This window comes from Pseudomonas sp. GW822-FHT03F04 (assembly GCF_058801405.1).
In genome coordinates, this window is record NZ_JBXANF010000006.1 from 108770 (window position 1) to 130726 (window position 21957).

A 21957-nucleotide genomic window follows, 5' to 3' on the forward strand; every position below is an offset into this window, starting at 1 on the left:
CTTATTGTTGTTCGCTTATCGCAGTCGCCATGGCCGGGTCGGTACGATCCGGGCGGATGAATAACTTCACCAGCCGCAGCAGTTGATTGAGCACGGGATGGCGGTGGCGGAAAAACACGGTGTTGCCGACGAACGAGCAACCCAGGCGCAGCTTACTGGCATAACCGGCCTGGCCGCACGCGTAGATCGGGATGCGGTGTTCAATACAGTAGCCGACATTGGCCAGCCAGCTGCGCATGTACAGTTTGTGCTCGCGGGTCCGGGCCAGATCGTGGGCAAAGAACTTGTCGACCAGCCGTTGTTCGTCCAGCAGCACCAGGTTGAACGCTACCAGCTCATCGCCGACCCAGTACAAAACGCAGGCGGCACGCTCGTCGAGGTGTTCCAGCACCTGGCGAAAGTACGCAGCCGGCAGGCACTCGAACGTCAGGTCGCTGCGGGCCAGGGTCGCTTCGTACAGACGCATCATGGTCGGCAGCAGGTCGTCGACCGAGCGCCGCCATTCGATGCGCGGGCCCGAACCACGCAGGGTCCGGCGCAAGTCCTTGCGGGTGGATTTGCCCAGGGTGCCGAGGTAGGCGTCGACCGATGCGAAGGTGATCGGCAGCTCGGCACCGGGCAACCCCGGCATGCTCTGCAACCCGGCCTCGCGACAGGCCTGGAGCCATTGCGGATTGCGGTGGGAAGCATCCTTGACCGCCAGCAGGCCGATTCCGGCCTGGTCCGCGTCCTCGCGAGCCAGTTTCAGCAGGCGCGCGAACAGGTCAGGCCAGCGGGTCGGATCAATAGACGGGAGGGTGCCGACGTGGCACTGCTCCGCCACCGGCGAACCGAGGGCGTACAGGCGGATGTCGAACAGCCCCGGCCAGCAACTGCGCAGCCATTGGCTCAAGCGTTTGCCGGTGCCCTGCAGGGTGGTGTCGAGCGAATAGGCGGTCGTGAAGGCCACGACCGCCGCAATCAGGTGGTTGTCTTCAAACAGCGCCAGGTAGCGCCACTGGAAGCCGTCGATGCCGGCCTGTTCAACGGCGCGATAATAGGCCCAGTCTTCGAGCTCCTCGGGAAAGCAGGCATTCCATGCGTCGCGATCAATCGCTTCGATGGTTGAAAAGGCTTGGGCCGTGATCACGTCGTTTCCTTAACCGGCAAGGCGTATCGTTTTTGCAGTCGACTCACGCCCGCTGCCGGTATTCCTCGGCCGGCAGGGAGGGCGCGGTGAGCGGCAGGTCGGTGCGGTGGTTCTGGATGAATTGCACACTCAGTTCCACGACGCGTCGGTACTGCAGGTCGACCGTGATCATGTGATAGCAGTCGTCCAGCAGGATCTTCACCACTTCGCCACCGAGCTTGCGTTCCACGTAGTCGGCGTTCCAGCGGCTGGTGATGTCGTCCTCGATGGAGTGCAGCACCAGGGCCGGCACCGTGATGGAAGGCATGCGTTTGCGCACCACGGCGTTCATCCGATGCAGTTCGCGCACGGTCACGCCCTCCATGGTCAGCAGGCCGGCCTCACTGCTGTGGCCTTCCTTCATCTGCCGTTCGACGATGGCCCGCAGGCGTTCATTCTTGATGCCGTAGGGTGGTTTCTCCTCGAACTTGCAGATGTGCACGCCGAACGGGATTTTCATCAGCAACGGCGTCAGGAACGCCAGTTTGTGGATGCTCCAGCCGTCGTATTTCAGGGTCGTGGAATACATCAGCAACCCGGCCACCTGACCCGGATGCTCGGACGCCACGTACATCGACATCACAGCACCCATCGACAGGCCGCCGACAAACACTTTGCTGTGCTGGCGACGGATGCCGACGAAAGTCTTGCGCACACCTTCGTACCAGTCGCGCCAGCCGGTGGCCTGCAAATCGGCATTGCCGCCGCAGTGCCCGGCGAGGGTCGGCACGTACACCGTGCAACCGGCCTTGGCCAGTCCCACGGCGACCCGACGCAACTCCGTCGGGGTGCCGGTGAGGCCGTGGATCAACAACACCGCGACCTCCCCTGTGCCGAGAACGAAACCGGCGTCGCCTTCGCCCAGATCGATCCCGGCAGCGTTCATCGTTTCATCGCCCGGGCCAGCAGACGGTCGAGCAGGGCGATGCCCAGGTCGATTTCCGGGTAGCTGATTTCCAGCGATGGCGCGAGGGTGATCACGTTCTTGTAGTAGCCGCCCACGTCGAGGATCAGGCCCAGTTTGCGGCCGTCGATCTCGATGTCGCCTTTCATGCCTTCCTCGACCATGAAGTCCAGGGTGGCCTTGTCCGGGGTGAAACCGTCCGGGCCGCAGATTTCGCAGCGCAGTGCCAGGCCCAGGCCATCGACGTCGCCGATGATCGGGTAGCGCTTCTGCAGATCCTGCAGGCCTTCCAGGAAGTATTTGCCCTTGGCCATGACCATCGCGCCGTAGTCGACTTCGCTGGTCATCTTGAACATTTCCAGGCCCACGGCAGTGCCCAGCGGGTTGGAGGCGAAGGTGGAGTGGGTCGAGCCTGGCGGGAAGACTTTCGGGTTGATCAGTTCTTCCTTGGCCCAGATGCCGCCCAGCGGGTTGAGGCCGTTAGTCAGTGCCTTGCCGAAGACGATCACGTCCGGTTTGACGTCGAAGTGTTCGATCGACCACAGCTTGCCGGTGCGATAGAAACCCATCTGGATTTCGTCGACCACCATCAGGATGCCGTGCTGGTCCAGCACATGCTTGAGTTCGCTGTAGAAGTTCATCGGTGGAATCACGTAGCCGCCGGTGCCCTGGATCGGCTCGACGTAAAACGCTGCGTATTCGCTCTGGCCGACTTTCGGGTCCCAGACGCCGTTGTATTCAGTTTCGAACAGACGGGCGAACTGCTGCACGCAGTGGCTGCCGTACTCTTCCTTGGTCATGCCTTTCGGGCCGCGGAAGTGGTACGGGAACGGGATGAAATTGGCGCGCTCGCCGAAGTGGCCGTAGCGGCGGCGATAGCGGTAGCTGGAGGTGATCGACGAGGCGCCGAGGGTACGACCGTGGTAACCGCCCTCGAAGGCGAACATCAGGCTCTTGCCGTTGCTGGCGTTGCGCACGACTTTCAGCGAGTCCTCGATGGACTGCGAACCGCCGACGTTGAAGTGCACGCGACCGTCGAGGCCGAACTTCTTCTTGGCGTCCACGGCGATCATTTCCGAAAGCTCGATCTTGCCTTTGTGCAGGTATTGGCTGGCGATCTGCGGCAGGGTGTCGATTTGCTGTTTCAGCGCATTGTTCAGGCGCGGGTTGGCGTAACCGAAGTTGACCGCCGAGTACCACATTTGCAGGTCGAGGTAGGCCTGGTCTTCGGTGTCCCAGACGTAGGAGCCTTCGCAGCGGCTGAAAATGCGCGGCGGTTCGATGTAGTGAACGGTGTCGCCGTAGGAGCAGTACTTGGCTTCTTTTTCCAGAAGAATCTGGTCTTCCGCAGTAGCAATTCGAATATCAGACATGGTGGAAGAGTTCCTGTGTTTCTGTATTGAAAGTTTCCGAGTTGAAAGCTTCGGCATTGAAAGAGGTGGCGTTGGCGGCGCTGGCCTTTGGCAGCAGGGCCAGCAGCGCCGGCAGTTCAGCGAAGCTGTCGAAGCGGGCGTAAGGGATCGCGTTGCGTTCGCAGTATTCGGCGAGGCGACCCTTGGCGAAGACGAAGTCGGCGGTGGACGACACGCACATGTCGGACTGGCCGTCACCGATCACCAGCACCCGTTTGTTGCCGGGCGTGGATTTGCATTTGCAGTTGCCGGAGGCCGCGCGGCAGGCATCGCTGGAATACGGAAAGTCGATGCGCCAGCTTTCGTGATCCAGCTGTCGCAGGCGGTTGGCGAGGATCGGCAGCAGGGTCACGTAGTTGCGCGAAAGAATCCGCGCGATGCCTTGTTCGATGCCGTCGCTGACCACTTCGAACGATGCGCCCAGGCCGATGGCGTGGTCGACGAAGTCGGGAAAGTCCGGATCGATTTCGATGCTGTCGAAGAATTCCAGCAATTGGCCGGGCGTGGCCTTGACCAGCGAGAGCTGGCGGCTGAGGCATTCACGGGAACCGATTTCACCGGCCAGCCACTGGTTTTCGATCACTTCCCAACTCGGGTCGGCGAAGCGTTCGAGAATGCTGTCGATCACGTCGGTGCGGGTGATGGTCCCGTCGAAATCACACACGATATGCCAGTCAATCATCTGCATTACCTATTGGTCAGAGCGCGTTGTGTGCGCTTGCCGAGGGGTAGAGCAGGGACTGTGCCAAGTGCTTCGGCCCCCTTGTTGGCGGGGCTGATGAGGTGCTTTGGCGATTCGAAGCTACAATTTTTGTAGCTTGCTACAAACAACATGAGTGCTTGCGCGGTGGGCGGCATCCGGGGATTGATGCGCGCATGTTCAATTAAAGGAATGGCCTCATGAAGAGGAAGACACTGCTTTTACTGGCGGCGCTGAGCGCTTTTTCAGCAGGCGCAATGGCGCAGGGGATTACCGGGGAGGCGGGCGTGGGCCTGGGTTATCAGCCTCATGATCCCAGCGGCAGCCGTTATGAAACCCGACCGATACCGTATCTCGATCTGGACTGGGGCGATGTCAGCCTCAGCACCGACGATGGCCTGACCTGGAGCGCCTTGAAGGCCAACGGTTTCAGCGCCGGTCCGTATGTGAATTACCTGCCGGGCCGTACCTCCAACGGCGAATTGCGCGGATTGCGCGATGTGCCCGACATGGCCGAGGCCGGTGGTTTCGTGCAGTACGCCCCGGCCGACTTCTGGCGGGTGTTCGCGTCCGTTGGCCAGGCCATCGGCGGTGGCGGCGGGCAGGGCGGCGTGCTCGGTCGGGTCGGTGGCGAGATCGGCTATCCACTGGGCGGCGGCGTGATCGGCAGCAGCAATCTGACCGCGCATTTCGCCAATGCCCGGCAGAACAACACGTTCTTCGGCGTCAGCGACAAGGAAGCCCTGGCCTCCGGCATCCGTGCGTACAACGCCGGCGGCGGCTTGCAGAATATTGCGCTGACCCAGAGTTTCGAGTTCCCTATCGCGCCGCAGTGGTCGCTGGTGGCCAGCGCCAGCTGGATTCACCTGACGAACTCGGCGGCCGACAGCAGCATTGTCAAAAGCGTCGGCGATACCAATCAGGGCGAGGTGCAGATGGCGATCGCCTATAAATTCAAGTGAGCCAGGCGGGAACTGGTCTGGCCTTTGCAGACAGCCGTGTCGAACCCATTGTTTCAGGATGTTCTTCATGGCTCGCCCTGTTTATCGTCTGCTGGCTCACTCGCTGTGGGACCTGATTCCCATCGCCCTCGGCCTGGCCCATTTCGCTTTTGTCGTGTGGCTGGTCACAGCCTTTCATGCGCTGTCCTGGTGGGCGTTGCTGCCTTTGGCGCTGGGCTATGCGGTGAGCCTGTCGTGGAGCATCAACAGCATTTCCCACAACCAGATCCACAACGCCTACTTCACGCCGGCGTGGCTCAACCGAGCCTTTGACCTGCTGCTGTCGGTGACCATCGGTTTCTCCCAGACCCTCTACCGCGACATCCACAACCGCCATCACCGGGGCAATTCGGACCGGCCGGGGGCCGATGGCAAGACCATCGATCCGCTGTCGATCTACCAGCGGGGAAAGGACGGCCAGCCCGAGAATCCCTGGGCCTACACCTTTTTGAGTTTCTTTCGCGATGATCCCAAGCCGATCTACGACGAGATGCGTCGCAAGCGTCCCGACGATGCGCGCTGGGTCAAAGTGGAAATCGGCGTGACAGTGGCGTTTTATCTGGGGCTGGCTGCGTATGACTGGCGGGCGGTGCTGGTGTTGTTGCCGTTCTGGTATCTGGGTCAGGCGCTGTCATCGCTCAACGGCTACTACGAGCATTTTGGCGGCAACCCGGATTCGCCGATTGCCTGGGGCGTCAGCGCCTACAGCCCGCTCTACAACCTGTTGTGGATGAACAACGGCTACCACGCCGAACACCACTACCGGCCGAAAATGCACTGGACCCGGGTCAAGGCCTTTCACCGGGAGATTGGCGAGCAGCAGCGGGAGGCGGGGGTGAAGGATATTCCGGTGGCCCATGGCCTCGGGTTTCTGGTGGCGCATCGCAAGGATTGAACCGTACACAACGTGGGAGCCAGCAGGCTCCCACCGTCGATTTCCTCAGTTTTCCTCGCCCTCGGCCAGCAGCGCAATGCCGCCCATGATCACGGCCACACCCACCCAGTGCAGCACGCTGATCTGTTCTCCCAGCCCCAGCCACGACCCCAGCAGTACACCGACGAACACCAGCGAACTGAGTGGAAACGCCAGGGACAGGCTGCTGCGTCGCAGAATCAGCATCCAGACAAAGAACGCACCGATGTAACAGGCAATCGCCAACAGCACACCGGGTGCCTGGGCGACGTTGAGCAACCATTGCAGGGTGAAGTCCATTTGCCCCAGTTGATCGCCGCCGACCTTGGTCGCGATCTGCCCGCCACTTTCCAGAATAATCAGCAACGCCCAGAGCACCACGGTGCCGAGACGGCCGTGAAGCCAATCCATCGAGCCATTCCTTTTGAGTATCAGTTGAGAATCAGGCATGGCCGACACACACGAGCATCACGCCCGCCGTAATCACCAGTGTGCCCATCCAGCGGCGGCGGCTGACGGTCTCGCCGAGGAACAGCTTGCCGGCCAGCACCACGCCGCAATACGCCAGCGCGGCGGCGGGAAACAACAGGCTCAGCGGCGCCCGGGACAGCGCTTCGAGCCAGACGAAAAACTCGATCACGTAGGCGCCGATCCCGCACCACAGCAGCGGTGCGTTGAACACCTGGCCCCAGAACGCCCCCAGCCGAAAACCGCCCTCAAGCTCAGGCAAACGGTCCAGGCCGAGTTTGAAACAGAGCTGGCCGATCACGTCGAGCACAATGGAAAACGCCACCAGCAAAATCACGGTCAGGGTCATGGGAACAGCTCCTCGAACAACTCGATCAACGCTTGATTGGTTGCCGAGTTGCGCAGCAGATCGGTTTCGCTCCAGCGTTCGGCCGGCGGCTGATCGGACTTGGCTTCCCAGCGTTTGAACGCGTTGCTGAAGGCCGGGCGGGCAAACTCGCCACAGATGTCGATACCGAGGATGCGCTTGCTGGCGGCCAGGCTGCGGATCGCCTGGAGCAAGTGGCTCAGGCGCATCTGGCCCTGATCCCAATTGGTCGCGGCGTCTTCGCTGGCCAGCACGTCCTTGTCGATGGTGATCCAAACCGCCTGGGTGGGCAGGCTGGCGATCATCTGGTCGAGAAACGCTGTCCAGTCCTGATCGGCCAGGTTGTGCCAGTGCAGCAGGTTTTCCTGTTGCTGATGACCGGCGCCATCGCCGACCCGGCCCCAGACTTTCGACGGCGGGTGCTGCCACGGGAACAGCTGCAACACACCGCGTTTCAGGGCACCGAGATTGCCGCCCTTGATCTGCGGATTTTGCAGATCGTCGCTGCACGGCCCGAGGGTGACGATACGTTCGATGTTCGGCAGTTTCAGGGCCTGATTGACCCACGAGCCGCAGTGGCGACGGGGGGCAAAGTGAACCCAGTCGGGATGATTGTCGAAGTGGATCAGGCTTACCGGCTCGGGCAGGTCAGTCAGGAAGGCCGGCGTCAGATGGTGATAGTCGCCGGAGCCGACGAAGAAGATTTCCGGTGCAGGGCCGCTGTGCCGGGGCCGCTCACGCAGGCGTTCGGTAAAGCGGCGAAAGGTCCGTTCGCTGGACCAGAGCCGCAGTTTCGGGCCGAGGTCGAGCAGGTCCAGGCGTTGGGCGCGGCCGCTGTCGAGCAGCCGCGCGATGGACGCCTGACCGGTCAGGCTGTGGTCGAGATCTAAAATGTTCAAGGTCGCAATTCACCCTTGGCAGCCCCTCCCAGACACCGGCCTCATCGAACATGAGCGCCGGCCGGGCGGGCTTTCGGGGGTAAATGCAAGGGACGGGCCAGGCCCTCTCCCATACGGCGGCCGTCAGGCGTGCAGACGTACCCAGACGCTGACCAGTACCGTCGCCGCCATCAGCCACGCGACAGCCGCCACGGCCAGTGAAGCTTCCAGACGCATCCGGTCAACCATCACGTACAGCGTCGCCAGGTACACGAAGTACGGAATGATCGACCACATGCCGAACACGATGGTGGTCTTCAGGTCGTCGACCGAACGGCCCTTGCCGACGATGTAATGGGCGATCAGGGCGAAGGTCGGAAACAGCGGCACCAGGCCGGCGATGTAGTAGTTTTTGGTCTTGGCCAGCATGGCGAGGATCACCACCACCGCCGCACCGATCATTGCCTTGAAAATCAGATCCACATCGTTCTCGCTTAATGGCTCAGGCCGTATTTTTTCACTTTGTCGAACAGCGTGGTCTTGGCCATGCCCAGTTCCAGGCTGGCCTGGGTCAGGTTGCCGCCGCTGCGTTGCAGGGCGTCGCTGAGCAGGTTGCGTTCGAAGGCTTCGACCGCTTCGGCGAACGCCAGGCCCTGGCCGCCACTGCCGGCACCGGACTTCTTGAACGCCGGCAAACCAAGCGCGAAGCGTTCGGCGACGTTGCGCAGTTCACGCACGTTGCCCGGCCAGTCATGGCTCATCAGGCTCGACAGCGTCTGGTTGTCCAGCTCCGGCAGTGCGCGGTCGAAGCGCAGGGCCGATTGCTGGGTGAAGTGTTCGAACAGTTGCAGGATGTCTTCGCGGCGCTCGCGCAGGGGCGGCAGTTCCAGCGTCACCACGTTGAGGCGGTAGTACAAGTCGCTGCGGAATTCCCCGGCCTTGCTCGATTCGTCGAGGTCGGACTTGGTCGCCGCGATCACCCGGCAATCCACCGCCACGCTCTGGTTCGAGCCGAGGCGTTCGAGGGTGCGCTCCTGCAACACCCGCAGCAGTTTGATCTGCAGCGGCAGCGGCATGCTTTCCACTTCATCGAGGAACAGCGTGCCGCCGTCGGCGTGTTCGATCTTGCCGATCCGCCGTTTGCCGGCCCCGGTGAAGGCGTTGGCCTCGTGGCCGAAGATTTCGCTTTCGAACAGGTTTTCCGGCAGGCCGCCGCAGTTCAGCGCGACGAACTGTTTGGTGTGGCGGCGACTGAAGTCGTGCAGGCAACGGGCGACCAGTTCCTTGCCAGTGCCGGTTTCGCCTTCGATCAACACGTTGGCCGAGGTGTCGGCGACGTTGGCGATCAGTTCGCGCAGGTTCTGCATGGCTGGCGAGCGACCGATGATCCGTCCTTCAAGGGAGTCGCGCTCGGCCAGTTGCCGGCGCAGAGACGAGACTTCGCGAGCCAGGCTGCGTTGCTCCAGCGCACGCCGGGCGACGTCCACCAGCCGTTCCGGGGAGAACGGTTTTTCCATGAAGTCGTAGGCGCCTTTCTGCATCGCGCCGACCGCCATGGAGATGTCGCCGTGACCGGTGATCAGCACCACCGGCAGGCTGCGGTCGCGTTGCTTGAGACGGGTCAATAGTTCCAGGCCATCGATGCCGGGCAGGCGAATGTCACTGATGACGATGCCGGCGAAATTGTCGCCGACCCGCTCCAGCGCTTCTTCGGCACTGCCGACGCCGATGCAGGGAATGTCTTCCAGGGTCAGGGCCTGCTGGCAGCCGAGCAGCACATGGGGATCGTCTTCGACGATCAGCACACTAAGGTCGTTGTTCATATTGGCTCGGCAGGAGTAGGGCTTACCAACGGTAAACTGAGGACGAAGGTGGTACCACCGCTGGCCGGGTGCTCGACACCCAGGTGCCCGCCGGTGGCGGCGGCCAGGCTGGCGGAGAGGGTCAGGCCGAGGCCCAGGCCCTGTTCGCCGGGTTTGGTGGTGAAGAACGGCTCGAACAGATGTTTGCGCGCTTCGGCATCGATGCCGTGGCCGTTGTCGCGTACCCGCAGGCGATATTTGCCGTCGAATTCTTCGCCTTCCAGCCACAGTTCCGGTAGCGGTTGTGCCTGCATGGCGTCGAGGGCGTTGCCGATCAGGTTGACCAGAATCTGCTCCAGCCGTGTCTGGTCGATCTGCACTTGCTCATCAATGAACTGACGATGCACTTGCAGGGCGGCTTTTTCGACACGGGCACCGAGTACTTGCAGCGCGGCGTCCACGGCTTTACCGAGGCTGGCGCGACCCTTGTCGTCGCCGCGCCGGGCGAACGAGCGCAGGCTGGCGGTGATCCGGCCCATGCGGTCGATCAGATCGTTGATGGTTTTCAGGTTGGTGCTGGCGACGTCGAGCTGACCACGTTCCAGAAAGCGAATCGTATTGCCGGACAAGGTGCGCATCGCTGCCAGTGGCTGGTTCAGTTCGTGGGCGATGCTGGTGGACATCTGGCCGATGGCCGCGAGTTTACCGGCCTGCACCAGTTCGTCCTGGGCACGGCGCAAGGTTTCTTCGGCCTGACGGCGTTCGCGGATCTGACTCTTGAGCCGGTCATTGCTGGCGCGCAGGTCGGCGGTGCGTTCGGTAATCCGACGCTCCAGCTGATTGTTGGCTTCCTGCAGGGCTTCCCGGGCGGCGAGGCGCGTGGCGATGACCTTGCGACGCTCGTTCCAGGCAATCAGCAGGAACGCCACGAGGGCAAAGGCGACCGCCACCAGAATCCCCTGATTGATCGCTTCGCGCCGCAGGTCCTGCAACGGTGTGAGCAGGGTGAAATTCCACGGGGTGTCGCTCAGCGGCCGGGTTTGCGCCAGGTAACTGATGTTCTCCTCGTCGGCATCGACTTCGCTGTTGGCCGGGAAGGTCAGTTTTTCCACGCCTTCGGCCAGGGTTTCCCGGGCCAGAGGTTGCAGTTCGTTGAGCGGGAACCAGTAGTACTGGAGGCTGCGGGCGAGTTTTTCCTTGGTCTCGTCGCTCAGTGGCACCACGGATTTCAGGCGTCGGGCCGGATCGCTGGAGAGAATGATGATGCCGTTCTCGTCACTGACGAAGGCTTCCAGGCGCGCCCGTTGCCAGCGCTCTTCCATGGCTTCCAGGCGCACTTTGACCACCGCGACGCCGATGATCTTGCCGTGTTCTTCCAGGCCGTGGGCCAGGTAATAGCCGGGTTCGCCGTTGGTGCTGCCGATCCCGTAGAAACGTCCGGGCTGGCCGCGGATGGCGTGCTGGAAATAGGCGCGGAACGACAGGTCTTCGCCGAGGTAGCTGTCGACATCGCGCCAGTTGCTGGTGGCCATGACGCGGCCAGTGGTGTCCATGACGTAGATGGCCCGACTGCGGCTGCGCCGGTTCAGGCCTTCCAGGTAATCGTTGACCGTTTGCCGGTGTTCCGGGGTCGGGTCGTCCAGCAACTGCGAAACGCTCGATTCGAGTTCCAGCAGGCTGGGCAGGTAGGTGTATTTGCTGATTTCGCTTTCGACGGCACGGGCGTTCAGTTCGAGCTGACGCTGGCCGTTTTCGCTGAGGCTGCGAATGCCGAAGTGTTCACTGATCCAGAAGCCGGCGTAACCCAGTCCGACCATCAAAATGATGACCAGCGGCGGCAGGAACAAATGGCGGATCAGACGGGGTTTCACGGCAAGTGATGGCGTGGTTGCGCGATAGAGATTGGGGTCGCATTTCATCACAGATGCCTTGGGTCAACCACCCGGATTCCCCGACAGTTGCTGTCGGGGAATCCGGCAGGTTTTTAGTGCTGCAGGATTTTCTCGAGGAAATGCTGCGCGCGTTCGGAGCGTTGGCTGATGTCGCCGAAGAACTCTTCTTTCTTGCAGTCTTCGATGATCTTGCCGGCATCCATGAAGATCACCCGGTCGGCCACTTTGCGGGCGAAGCCCATTTCGTGGGTCACGCACATCATGGTCATGCCTTCGTGGGCCAGTTGCACCATCACGTCGAGCACTTCGTTGACCATTTCCGGGTCCAGCGCCGAGGTCGGTTCATCGAACAGCATGACGATCGGGTCCATCGCCAGCGCACGGGCAATCGCCACACGCTGTTGTTGACCGCCGGACAGTTGGCCCGGGTGCTTGTGGGCATGGGCAGCCAGACCGACGCGATCAAGCAGTTGCAGACCTTTCTTGGTCGCTTCTTCCTTGCTGCGGCCCAGCACCTTGATCTGCGCGATGGTCAGGTTTTCGGTGATGGTCAGGTGCGGGAACAGTTCGAAGTGCTGGAACACCATGCCGACGCGCGAGCGCAGTTTCGGCAGGTTGGTCTTCGGGTCGGCAATCGACGTGCCGTCGACCACGATGTCGCCTTTCTGGAACGGCTCCAGCGCGTTGACGCACTTGATCAGGGTCGACTTGCCCGAACCGGACGGACCGCAGACCACGATCACTTCACCCTTTTTGACCTCGGTGCTGCAATCGGTCAGCACCTGGAAGTCCCCATACCACTTGTTGATGTTCTTGATAGAGATCATACGGCGAACCTTTTTTGCAGACGCTTGACCAGCACCGAGGCGGCAAAGCTGATGGTGAAGTACACGAGACCTGCGAAGATCAGGAACTCATTCGAGCGGCCAATGATGTCGCCACTGGCGCGCGAGGCGTTGAGGAAGTCCACCAGGCCCACGGTGTAGACCAGCGAGGTGTCCTGGAACAGGATGATGCTCTGCTGCAGCAGCAGCGGGGTCATCTTGCGGAACGCCTGGGGCAGGATGATCAGGCGCATCATCTGGCCGTAGCTCATGCCCAGTGCCTGTGCGGCACCCATCTGGCCTTTCGGAATCGACTGCACGCCGGCACGGACGATTTCGCAGAAGTACGCCGCTTCGAACATCATGAAGGCCACGATGCACGAGGTGAACGCGCCGATCGGGGTGTCTTCGCCGGTGATCCAGCGCAGCACGAACGGCACCGCCAGGTAGAACCAGGTGATGACCAGTAGCAACGGGATCGAGCGGAAATAGTTGACGTAGGCGCCGGCGAGGTTCGACAGCAGTTTGTTATGCGACAGGCGGCACAGCGCGAGTAGGGTGCCGAGAATGATCCCGCCGACCACGCCCAGCGCCATCAGCTTGAGGGTCATCAGCATGCCGTTCCACAGGCCGGGAATGGCCGGGACGATGCCACTGAAATCGAAGTCCATCATTTACCCCCTACGGAGATCAGGCCGGGCACGGAGACTTTCTTCTCGACCGCGCGCATCAGCAGCATCAGGCTCATGTTCAGGGTGAAATAGATCAGGGTCGCCAGGGTGAAGGCTTCAAACAGGTTGGCCGAGAACTCGGCGGTCTGTTTGGTTTGCGCCAGCAGTTCCATCAGGCCGATCAAGGACGCCACGGAGGAGTTCTTGAACACGTTCAAAAATTCCGAGGTGAGCGGCGGAATGATGATCCGGTAGGCCTGGGGCAGCAGCACGTTCCAGTAGATCTGCGGCAGCTTGAAACCCATGGCGCGGGCGGCGGATTCCTGGCCACGTGGCAGCGCCTGGATACCGGTGCGAACCTGTTCGCAGACACGGGCGGCGGTGAACAGGCCCAGGCACACGACAACGCTCAGGTAGGCCGAGGTGGTCGGGTTCAGGTCCTGCTTGTACCACTCCTGCAGATCCGGCGGCAGCAGGTCCGGTACCAGGAAGTACCAGATGAACAGCTGAACCAGCAGCGGTACGTTACGGAACAGTTCGACGTAGCAGGTCGCGATGCCCGATACGATGCGGTTCGGCACGGTGCGCATGATGCCCAGCAGCGAGCCCAGCAGCAGGGCGATGATCCAGGCCACGATGGCGATGGCGATGGTCCAGCCCAGACCGGAAATGAACCAGTCGAGATAGGTCTCGCTGCCCACGCCGGTGGACTTGAAGAACACGCCCCAGTCCCAGTTGTAATTCATTAGGGTCTCCCCTCGATTCGATCGATGTACAAGTGCCCGCCTGGGGAAGCTCCGTTCCCAGCCTGATCTTGACGGTCAGGCACACGCGATCGGCTCGACAGCCACCGGTTCGAGTGTTTCCAGAAAATGCCAGCAGGGAGTGACCATTCCCCGAGAAGGCAGGCGCCTCCTCAGGGAACAAGGTTAGTCAGAAATCAGGCTTTCTTGTCGTCGGCCGCTTTGTCGGTTGGCTCGGCGATCAGCTTCTTGAGCTCGTCGCTCATCGGGAAGTTCAGATTCAGGCCTTTTGGCGGAATCGGCGACATGAACCACTTGGTGTAGATCTTGTTGATCTCGCCCGACTTGTAGACGGAGACGATGGCGTCATCCACAGCCTTTTTGAACGGCTCGTCGCCCTTGCGCACCATGCAGCCGTAGATTTCATAGGACTGTGGAGTGCCGGTCACGGCCCAGTCGGTGGCTTTCTTGGCCTTGGCGGCTTCGCCTGCCAGCAGCGCGTCGTCCATCATGAACGCAACGGCACGACCCGATTCCAGCATCTGGAAGGATTCGCCGTGGTCCTTGGCGGAGATGACGTTCATGCCCATCTGCTTGTCGGCGTTCATCGCCTTGAGGATGCGCTCGGAGGTGGTGCCGGCGGTGGTCACGACGTTCTTGCCTTTCAGATCGTCGAAATCCTTGTACTGCGAACCGGCCTTGGACAGCAGACGGGTACCGATTTCGAAGATGCCGACGGAGAAGTCGACCTGCTGCTGACGCTCGACGTTGTTGGTGGTGGAGCCGCACTCGACGTCCACGGTGCCGTTCTGCACCAGCGGGATACGGGTCTGCGAGGTCACGAGGTTGTATTTGACCTGCAGGTTTGGCAGGTCCAGGTCTTTCTTGATCGCTTCGACGATGGCCAGCTGGATATCGTGGGAGTAGCCGACCGGTTTGCCGGAGGCGTCAGCGATGTAGGAAAACGGAATGGAGGCGTCGCGGTGCCCCAGGGTGATGGTGTTGGACTCTTTGATCTTCTTAAGGGTGCCGGTGAGTTCGGCAGCGAAAACTGGTGTGCTGATCAGAGCGGCAGCAATGGCTGCGCCCAGGATATGGGGAACGATGCGCATCAAATTTTCCTCGACATTGTTTTTTTTATGGAGCCGGTTGAGCGGGCCCTTTTGTGCTTCGAATGCCTGACGGCTCCTGTTGTGTTGGCGCAACAGGCATTCGTCGAAGGAGTGTAGAGCATGACTCGTGCCAGACCAGTTGCTACAAGTTAACTTGTTGATTTATTTGATGATTAATGTTTTGTGATGGTGTTTTTCTGCGTTTCTGATCCGGTTATCCGAATCGACTGACAGGTCGCGTTCGGAAAACCGAACGGCATTCATCATCCCGTGTTTCAGCCGGGATGCAAAAAGCCCCTGAATCTCTCGATTCAGGGGCTTTTCGTTTTACGGGCGGATCGATCAGGCCGCTTCGATCTTGCGGTTCTGCTCGACCTTGTTCAGGTACGCCGCGAGTTTTTCCTGCTCGGCCGGGGTGGTGAACAGCCCCAGTTTGCTGCGGCGCCACAGGATGTCGTGCGCGGTGGTCGCCCATTCTTCGCTGCACAGGTAATCGACTTCACGGGTGTAGAGACCGCCGCCGATGTGCTCGCCCATGTCGGCGAGGGTGTCGACGCCTTCCAGCATGCGCCAGGTGCGGCTGCCGTAGGTGGTGGCCCAGCGGCGGGCGATCTCGCTTGGCACGAAGTCGAACTTGTCGCGGATCAGCGCGCTCAGGGCCTGCGGCGTGGTCATGTCTTCGCCACCCGGCAGGGTGGCGCTGGCGGTCCAGCTCGGGCGCATCTGGGTGAAGAACGGCATCAGTTGCGCCATCGCCGACTCGGCGAGTTTGCGGTAGGTGGTCAGCTTGCCGCCGAACACCGACAGCAGTGGCGCTTCTTCGGTGCTGCCGGACAGCGCCAGGGTGTAGTCGCGGGTCACGGCCGAAGGATTGTCGGACTCGTCGTTGCACAGTGGGCGCACGCCCGAGTAACTGTGCAGGATGTCTTCGCGACTGATCTGCTTCTTGAAGTGGGCGTTGACCACTTTGAGCAGGTAATCGGTTTCGCCGTCGGTGATCGCTACTTTGGCCGGATCGCCGGTGTATTCGCGGTCGGTGGTGCCGATCAGGGTGAAGTGGTTCAGGTACGGAATGGTGAAAACGATGCGCTGATCTTCGTTCTGCAGGATGTGCGCGTGATCGCCTTCGTACAGTTTCGGCACGATGACGTGGCTGCCCTGAATCAGGCGGATGCCGTACGGCGATTCCATCTTCAGGTCGTCACGGATGAACTTGGCGACCCATGGGCCGGCGGCGTTCACCAGTGCCTTGGCGGTGATCGAGAACAGGCTGCCATCGGCGCGTTCCAGGTTCAGGTGCCACAGGCCTTTGGCACGGCGGGCGCTGACGCAACGGGTCTGGGTGTGGACATGCGCGCCTTTCTCACGGGCGGCCATGGCGTTCAGCACGACGAGGCGGGCGTCATCGACCCAGCAGTCGGAGTATTCGAAACCTTTGGTGATTTCGCTCTTCAGTGCGCTGTCGGCGCCGAACTTCAGACTCTTGGAGCCTGCGAGTTTTTCGCGCTTGCCGAGGTTGTCATAGAGGAACAGGCCGGCACGGATCATCCACGCCGGACGCAGGTGCGGACGGTGTGGCAGTACAAAACGCATCGGCTTGACGATGTGCGGGGCCTTGGCCAGCAGCACTTCGCGTTCGGCCAGGGCTTCGCGCACCAGACGGAATTCATAATGTTCGAGGTAGCGCAGGCCACCGTGGATCAGCTTGCTGCTGGCCGACGAGGTGTGGCTGGCCAGGTCGTCCTTTTCGCAAAGGAACACCGAAAGACCGCGACCGGCGGCATCCGCTGCGATCCCCACGCCATTGATCCCGCCGCCGATGACGGCGATATCGTAGATCTCGGAGATAGGGGGCGTACGCAAGGTAGATGTGGACATCGGCTGGCCTCGGGCTCTTTTGATTTTCTGTCTTGGAAATCGAACATGAATGTTCATTTGCGAAAATGGTAGCCCATAAAGACGCGCACAGCCAGCCGACTTCGATTGAAAAAACTCATCGAAGGGCGGCTAAAAGAAAATATTCGAACATCAGATGCGCATAAGGCGCCGGTGCAGGCGCCTTATGCGGGGGAAGGTTAAACGACTTCCAGGCGAATCTTGTGCTGGCTCAGCAGTTGCGCCAGGGCCGGCACCGGCTGCTGGTCGGTGACCAGGCAATCGATCAGGCTGATCGGGCCGAGGCGGATCATCGCGTTACGGCCGAACTTGCTGGAGTCCGCCGCGAGGATCACCTGCCGGGCATTGGCGATGATCGCCTGGGACACCCGGACTTCCTGGTAATCGAAGTCGAGCAGGCTGCCGTCCTCATCGATGCCGCTGATGCCCACCAGCGCAAAGTCGACCTTGAACTGGTTGATGAAGTCCACGCTCGCCTGACCCACCACGCCGCCATCGCGACGGACATTGCCGCCGGTGAGCAACACATCGAAATCATCCTTCGCGCTGAGCATCGAGGCGACGTGCAGGTTGTTGGTGATGATTTTCAGATGACTGTGATTGAGCAGGGCGCGGGCAATGGATTCGGTGGTCGTGCCGATGTTGATGAACAGCGAGGCGTGATCGGGAATCTGTGCGGCGATGGCTTCACCGATGCGTTGTTTTTCATCGCGCATCTGATCGGCGCGCATCGCATAGGCAGTGTTTTCGACGCTGGAATCATAGGCGGCGCCGCCGTGGTAGCGACGCAGCAGATTGGCTTCCGCCAGTTGATTGATGTCGCGGCGGATGGTTTGCGGGGTAACAACGAACAGCGTGGCCATTTCCTCGATGCTCACATAGCCGCGTTCGCGGACCAGCTCGAGGATTTGCTGCTGACGGGGAGGCAGATTCATGGGGCTTCCTTTGGGCTGCCATGCAAAATTTGCCCATGATGCCGCAGGAATCCGCTCCCTACCAGTTACATACGGATACGAGTCCGGTTCGTGGCTTATTCGGCGTCTTCACGTTCCCAGTCACGGGTACGGCTGACGGCTTTTTTCCAGCCTTTATAGAGCTTCTCTTTCGCCGCTTCGTCCAGGCTCGGTTCGAACTCGCGTTCGATCACTGCCTTGCCGCGCAGTTCTTCCAGGCTGCCCCAGAAACCGCACGCCAGACCGGCCAGGTACGCCGCGCCCAGCGCCGTGGTTTCGCGCATTTGCGGGCGCTCGACCTGAGTGCCGAGGATGTCGGCCTGGAACTGCATGAGGAAGTTGTTCGCCACTGCACCGCCGTCCACGCGCAGGGCCTTGAGGCGTTCGCCGGAGTCCTGTTGCATGGCGTCGAGGACATCGCGGGTCTGGTAGGCAATCGATTCCAGCGCAGCGCGAATGATGTGATCCACACGCACGCCGCGAGTCAGGCCGAACAGGGCGCCACGGGCATACGGGTCCCAGTACGGAGCGCCGAGGCCGGTGAAGGCTGGCACCAGATAAACGCCGTTGCTGTCCTTCACTTTATTGGCGAAGTATTCGGTGTCGTGGGCGTCGTTGATGATTTTCAGTTCATCACGCAGCCATTGCACGGTCGAACCGCCGTTGAACACAGCGCCTTCCAGCGCGTAAGCCACTTCGCCGCGCGGGCCGCAGGCGATGGTGGTGAGCATGCCGTGCTGGGACTTCACCGCTTTGTCGCCGGTGTTCATCAGCAGGAAGCAGCCGGTGCCGTAGGTGTTTTTCGCCTGGCCGGGCTCCACGCACATCTGGCCGAACAGCGCAGCCTGCTGGTCGCCGGCGATACCACCGATGGCGATGCCGCTCTTGGTACGACCGTAGATTTCCGAGGAGGCTTTGACTTCCGGCAGCATTTCGCGCGGGATGTCGAGAATCTCCAGCATCTTCGCGTCCCACTCAAGTGTGTGGATGTTGAAGAGCATGGTGCGCGAGGCGTTGGTGTAGTCGGTGACGTGAACCTTGCCGCCGGTGAATTTCCAGATCAGCCAGCTGTCGACGGTGCCGAACAGCAGTTCGCCGTTGCGCGCACGTTCGCGGCTGCCTTCGACGTTGTCGAGGATCCACTTCAGTTTGGTGCCGGAGAAGTACGGGTCGGTGACCAGGCCCGTGGTGTCACGGATATATTCTTCGTGGCCGTCGCGCTTGAGCTGCTGGCAGATCTCGGTGCTGCGGCGGCATTGCCAGACGATCGCGTTGTAGACCGGGCGGCCGGTGGTCTTGTCCCAGACCACGGTGGTTTCACGCTGGTTGGTGATGCCGATGGCGGCCACCTGGTCGTGATGCAGACCGGCCTGGGCCAGCGCTTCGACCATCACGGCGCTCTGGGTGGCGAAGATTTCCATCGGGTCATGTTCGACCCAACCGGCTTGTGGGTAATGCTGGGCGAATTCGCGCTGCGCGGTGCAGACCACGTTCGCATCGCGGTCGAAAATGATCGCGCGGGAGCTGGTCGTACCCTGATCGAGGGCAATGATGTAGTTCTTATTCTGAATGTCGGTCATGTCGATTGCCTTGGACGAAATAAGGGAGAGTGGGCCGTGGCGCAGGTTCGAATGGGCAGGAACCTGCGCCGACTGTTTCAAGAAGTTCTTGGTTTGCCGTCAATGGCCGGTTCTGCATCCTTTGTAGCAGGTGTGGCGCCGGTCAGGTGACGGGCAATCAGCCCGCGATACCCGGCAGCGCCGAGGCAGGCACCGACAATCGGTGCAAAAATCGGAATCAGGAAGTACGGGATTTCACGTGCGCCGGTGAAGGAAATTTCACCCCAGCCCGCGAAGAAAGTCATCAGTTTTGGACCGAAGTCACGGGCCGGGTTCATCGCGAAGCCGGTCAGCGGGCCCATCGAACTGCCGATCACGGCAATCAGCAGGCCGATCAGCAGCGGCGCCAGCGGGCCTTTCGGCAGGCCGTTGTTGTCGTCGGTCAGGGACATGATCACGCCCATCAGGATCGCCGTGATGATCACCTCGACCAGGAACGCCTGGGCAGTCGACAGCGCAGGGTTCGGGAAGGTGGAGAACACCGACGCCAGTTCCAGGCTGGCGGCCGAGCCACGAACCATATGGTGAGTTTGTTCGAAATCGAAGAACAGGTTGCTGTACAGCGTGTAAACCAACAGCGCGCCGCAGAAGGCGCCGGCAACCTGAGCGAGGATGTAGAACGGCAGTTTGCGCTTTTCGAAGTCGGCGAAAATGCTCAGGGCGATACTGACGGCAGGGTTCAGGTGCGCACCGGAAACCCCGGCGGTGAGGTAGATCGCCATGCTCACGCCGACGCCCCAGATGATGCTGATTTCCCACAGGCCGAAGCTCGCGCCCGCGACCTTGAGCGCGGCGACGCAGCCCGTACCGAAAAAGATCAGAAGTGCAGTACCCAGAAACTCGGCCAGGCACTGGCTCGAGAGCGATGGTTGCTGTAACGCAGTTGTCATTGAAAACCTCGGTTTTTGTTGTTGTCTGGCGCGTTTGCCGACAGGGCAAGGCGCGATTTTCGCCGGGGCAGGATCCCCATCCTGTTCCCGGTTTACTGCTGGGTGCTGCGGTGACGATAATTCTTACATTATTCAGATTCGAAAAAATATAGACAAGAAACAAAGCTGTCAAAGGTCGAAAGTGAACCGTCAGTCACAAATAAACTATCAGCCGTGTGAATGATCCTGCGGGTCACTGGCCTGACGATCCTGTTATCGGCCTGCAAGCCCCGGGAAACGTGGCGCGTGGTAGAGCCTTTTGTATGGCGATGGCCTAGAATCCGGCGCAGGATTTTTTGCCACTGCCGAGCCCGGAGCTGCCATGACCCCTGCGTTGGACTTGTTGAAAAAAGTTCGTGCCGAACATCGCGTGCACAGTTACGAACATGACCCCAAGGCGGCGTCCTACGGGCTGGAGGCCGCGGAAAAACTGGGCCTGGAGCCGGCGCAGGTGTTCAAGACGCTGCTGGCGGCCAGCGAAAAAGGTGAATTGCTGGTGGCGGTGGTGCCGGTCGTCGGAAGCCTCGACCTCAAGGGGCTGGCCCACGCCGCCGGCGTGAAAAAAGTGGAGATGGCCGACCCGGCCGCTGCGCAGCGTTCCACCGGTTACCTGTTGGGCGGCATCAGTCCGCTGGGGCAGAAAAAGCGCCTGCGTACCTTCATCGATAATTCCGCCCAGGCTTTTGCGACCATTTATGTCAGTGCCGGGCGACGTGGACTGGAAGTTGAGCTGGCGCCCGCCGTTCTGGCCGAGCACACCCAGGCCAAATTCGCCGACATCGGCCGTTCCTGAGGTCTGTATGAGGAAAATTGACCGGTTCTGTCACTGGCGATGAACGAGCCGTAGCGGCATGCTCCGTTGACGAATTCAGGGAGAACGTTATGCAGCTAGAGTTTCATCAGGTCGACGCCTTCAGTGATCGGCCGTTCAGTGGCAACCCGGCGATGGTCTATCGGCTCGACGCCTGGCTCGCGGACGACTTGATGCAGAAGATCGCCGCCGAGCACAACCTGGCGGAAACTGCGTTTCTGGTGCGCGAAGGCCAGGCCTGGCATATCCGCTGGTTCACGCCGACCACCGAGGTGCCATTGTGCGGTCACGCGACGCTGGCCAGCGCGTATGTATTGTTCGAGATCTATAAGGAAACGGCCGAGCGTCTGGATTTCACCTGCAAGTCCGGGCCGTTGAGTGTCAGTCGCGAAGAGGGTCGTTTGTGGCTGGATTTCCCTTCGATCGTGCCGTCGGAAATCGGTGTGACGCTGGATGTCGAGCGGGCATTGGGCGTCGAAGCCGTGGACGTGCTCGGTTCCAACGAACTGTTCGTGGTGCTGGAGTCGGAGCAGGCAGTGCTCGATTGCACGCCGGACATGGTCGCCCTGGCCAAACTGCCTTGGCTCGGCGCCATCGTCACGGCCCGGGGTAACCAGCATGATTTCGTCTCGCGCTACTTCGCTCCGGCCATCGGTATCAATGAAGACCCGGTGACCGGCTCGACCCATTGCAGCCTGATTCCGTATTGGTCAAAACGTCTGGGCAAATCGAGCCTGACCGCGTGCCAGCGTTCGGCGCGGGGCGGGGAGTTGTTCTGTCGGCTGGAAGGCGAGCGGGTGAAGATCGGCGGAAATGCGACGCTGGTCGCCAGCGGCACATTGATGCTGGGCTGAGGCCAAAACAATGAGGGAGCCATCAGGCTCCCTCTTTGTT

22 protein-coding genes are annotated in these 21957 nt (G+C 61.1%); 4 read left to right on the forward strand and 18 right to left on the reverse strand.

The window, feature by feature from the left end; translation table 11 throughout:
* Nucleotide 1 precedes the first annotated feature (1 nt).
* The 4 genes from AC1RMX_RS15465 to AC1RMX_RS15480 are packed head-to-tail and all read right to left on the reverse strand — an operon-like array spanning nucleotide 2 to nucleotide 4166.
* Nucleotides 2–1129, reverse strand: coding sequence for a GNAT family N-acetyltransferase (locus AC1RMX_RS15465; RefSeq protein WP_192558889.1), 1128 nt, complete (start codon nucleotides 1127–1129; stop codon nucleotides 2–4).
* Between the two features lie 43 nt (nucleotides 1130–1172).
* Nucleotides 1173–2054 (reverse strand): alpha/beta hydrolase, encoded by an 882-nt coding sequence (locus tag AC1RMX_RS15470; RefSeq protein ID WP_096818495.1) that lies wholly within the window; start codon nucleotides 2052–2054, stop codon nucleotides 1173–1175.
* Nucleotides 2051–3445, reverse strand: a complete 1395-nt coding sequence (locus tag AC1RMX_RS15475) for an aspartate aminotransferase family protein (RefSeq protein ID WP_096818493.1) — start codon at nucleotides 3443–3445, stop codon at nucleotides 2051–2053. Before AC1RMX_RS15475 ends, AC1RMX_RS15470 begins: the two co-directional genes overlap by 4 nt.
* On the reverse strand, nucleotides 3438–4166 hold the full coding sequence (locus tag AC1RMX_RS15480) for an HAD-IB family phosphatase (protein ID WP_096818663.1): 729 nt from the start codon (nucleotides 4164–4166) through the stop codon (nucleotides 3438–3440). The genes AC1RMX_RS15475 and AC1RMX_RS15480 overlap by 8 nt, the downstream gene beginning before the upstream one ends.
* Nucleotides 4167–4384: 218 nt before the next feature.
* On the opposite strand from AC1RMX_RS15480, the gene AC1RMX_RS15485 reads away from it, so the two are divergent.
* Both AC1RMX_RS15485 and AC1RMX_RS15490 read left to right on the forward strand, forming a co-directional pair.
* Nucleotides 4385–5146, forward strand: a complete 762-nt coding sequence (locus tag AC1RMX_RS15485) for a MipA/OmpV family protein (RefSeq protein WP_096818491.1) — start codon at nucleotides 4385–4387, stop codon at nucleotides 5144–5146.
* A 67-nt stretch (nucleotides 5147–5213) separates the two neighbouring features.
* Nucleotides 5214–6080, forward strand: coding sequence for a fatty acid desaturase family protein (locus AC1RMX_RS15490; RefSeq protein ID WP_493072502.1), 867 nt, complete (start codon nucleotides 5214–5216; stop codon nucleotides 6078–6080).
* A gap of 45 nt (nucleotides 6081–6125) precedes the next feature.
* Here AC1RMX_RS15490 and AC1RMX_RS15495 read toward each other — a convergent pair whose 3' ends face one another.
* From AC1RMX_RS15495 to AC1RMX_RS15560, 14 genes are all read right to left on the reverse strand, one after another.
* A complete protein-coding gene (locus AC1RMX_RS15495) occupies nucleotides 6126–6509 on the reverse strand; it encodes a DMT family transporter (RefSeq protein WP_373874115.1) in 384 nt (127 codons plus the stop codon).
* A gap of 31 nt (nucleotides 6510–6540) precedes the next feature.
* Nucleotides 6541–6915, reverse strand: a complete 375-nt coding sequence (locus AC1RMX_RS15500) for a DMT family transporter (protein WP_085730163.1) — start codon at nucleotides 6913–6915, stop codon at nucleotides 6541–6543.
* Nucleotides 6912–7832: an arginase family protein gene (locus AC1RMX_RS15505; protein ID WP_102620772.1), complete on the reverse strand. Its 921-nt coding sequence runs from the start codon at nucleotides 7830–7832 to the stop codon at nucleotides 6912–6914. Before AC1RMX_RS15505 ends, AC1RMX_RS15500 begins: the two co-directional genes overlap by 4 nt.
* A gap of 123 nt (nucleotides 7833–7955) precedes the next feature.
* Nucleotides 7956–8285, reverse strand: coding sequence for a GlpM family protein (locus tag AC1RMX_RS15510; RefSeq protein WP_173861349.1), 330 nt, complete (start codon nucleotides 8283–8285; stop codon nucleotides 7956–7958).
* Between the two features lie 20 nt (nucleotides 8286–8305).
* Nucleotides 8306–9634: a two-component response regulator AauR gene (gene aauR / locus AC1RMX_RS15515; RefSeq protein WP_085709473.1), complete on the reverse strand. Its 1329-nt coding sequence runs from the start codon at nucleotides 9632–9634 to the stop codon at nucleotides 8306–8308.
* Entirely contained in the window at nucleotides 9631–11532 is a 1902-nt protein-coding gene (gene aauS / locus AC1RMX_RS15520) for a two-component sensor histidine kinase AauS (RefSeq protein WP_096818478.1), read from the reverse strand. Before aauS ends, aauR begins: the two co-directional genes overlap by 4 nt.
* Nucleotides 11533–11597: 65 nt before the next feature.
* The gene (locus AC1RMX_RS15525; protein ID WP_102620770.1) at nucleotides 11598–12332 is read right to left on the reverse strand and encodes an amino acid ABC transporter ATP-binding protein; all 735 of its coding nucleotides are present in this window, start codon (nucleotides 12330–12332) and stop codon (nucleotides 11598–11600) included.
* A complete protein-coding gene (locus tag AC1RMX_RS15530; protein ID WP_096818476.1) occupies nucleotides 12329–13000 on the reverse strand; it encodes an amino acid ABC transporter permease in 672 nt (223 codons plus the stop codon). Before AC1RMX_RS15530 ends, AC1RMX_RS15525 begins: the two co-directional genes overlap by 4 nt.
* Nucleotides 13000–13746 carry an amino acid ABC transporter permease gene (locus AC1RMX_RS15535; protein WP_096818474.1) on the reverse strand — a complete coding sequence of 249 codons (747 nt, stop codon included), beginning with the start codon at nucleotides 13744–13746 and terminating at the stop codon, nucleotides 13000–13002. Before AC1RMX_RS15535 ends, AC1RMX_RS15530 begins: the two co-directional genes overlap by 1 nt.
* Nucleotides 13747–13940: 194 nt before the next feature.
* Nucleotides 13941–14855 (reverse strand): glutamate/aspartate ABC transporter substrate-binding protein, encoded by a 915-nt coding sequence (locus AC1RMX_RS15540; RefSeq protein WP_192558884.1) that lies wholly within the window; start codon nucleotides 14853–14855, stop codon nucleotides 13941–13943.
* Nucleotides 14856–15197: 342 nt separating this feature from the next.
* Nucleotides 15198–16733 carry a glycerol-3-phosphate dehydrogenase gene (glpD, locus tag AC1RMX_RS15545; protein WP_192558883.1) on the reverse strand — a complete coding sequence of 512 codons (1536 nt, stop codon included), beginning with the start codon at nucleotides 16731–16733 and terminating at the stop codon, nucleotides 15198–15200.
* A 197-nt stretch (nucleotides 16734–16930) separates the two neighbouring features.
* Nucleotides 16931–17686: a DeoR/GlpR family transcriptional regulator gene (locus AC1RMX_RS15550; RefSeq protein ID WP_007953179.1), complete on the reverse strand. Its 756-nt coding sequence runs from the start codon at nucleotides 17684–17686 to the stop codon at nucleotides 16931–16933.
* Between the two features lie 95 nt (nucleotides 17687–17781).
* The gene (glpK, locus tag AC1RMX_RS15555; RefSeq protein WP_096818468.1) at nucleotides 17782–19284 is read right to left on the reverse strand and encodes a glycerol kinase GlpK; all 1503 of its coding nucleotides are present in this window, start codon (nucleotides 19282–19284) and stop codon (nucleotides 17782–17784) included.
* A gap of 77 nt (nucleotides 19285–19361) precedes the next feature.
* Nucleotides 19362–20213 carry an MIP/aquaporin family protein gene (locus tag AC1RMX_RS15560; protein WP_085730171.1) on the reverse strand — a complete coding sequence of 284 codons (852 nt, stop codon included), beginning with the start codon at nucleotides 20211–20213 and terminating at the stop codon, nucleotides 19362–19364.
* A 361-nt stretch (nucleotides 20214–20574) separates the two neighbouring features.
* Between AC1RMX_RS15560 and ybaK the strand changes: the two genes are divergently transcribed.
* Together ybaK and AC1RMX_RS15570 are read left to right on the forward strand one after the other, a co-directional pair.
* On the forward strand, nucleotides 20575–21045 hold the full coding sequence (ybaK, locus tag AC1RMX_RS15565) for a Cys-tRNA(Pro) deacylase (RefSeq protein WP_096818466.1): 471 nt from the start codon (nucleotides 20575–20577) through the stop codon (nucleotides 21043–21045).
* Between the two features lie 89 nt (nucleotides 21046–21134).
* Nucleotides 21135–21917 (forward strand): PhzF family phenazine biosynthesis protein, encoded by a 783-nt coding sequence (locus AC1RMX_RS15570; protein ID WP_085730173.1) that lies wholly within the window; start codon nucleotides 21135–21137, stop codon nucleotides 21915–21917.
* The last annotated feature ends 40 nt before the right edge of the window (nucleotides 21918–21957 follow it).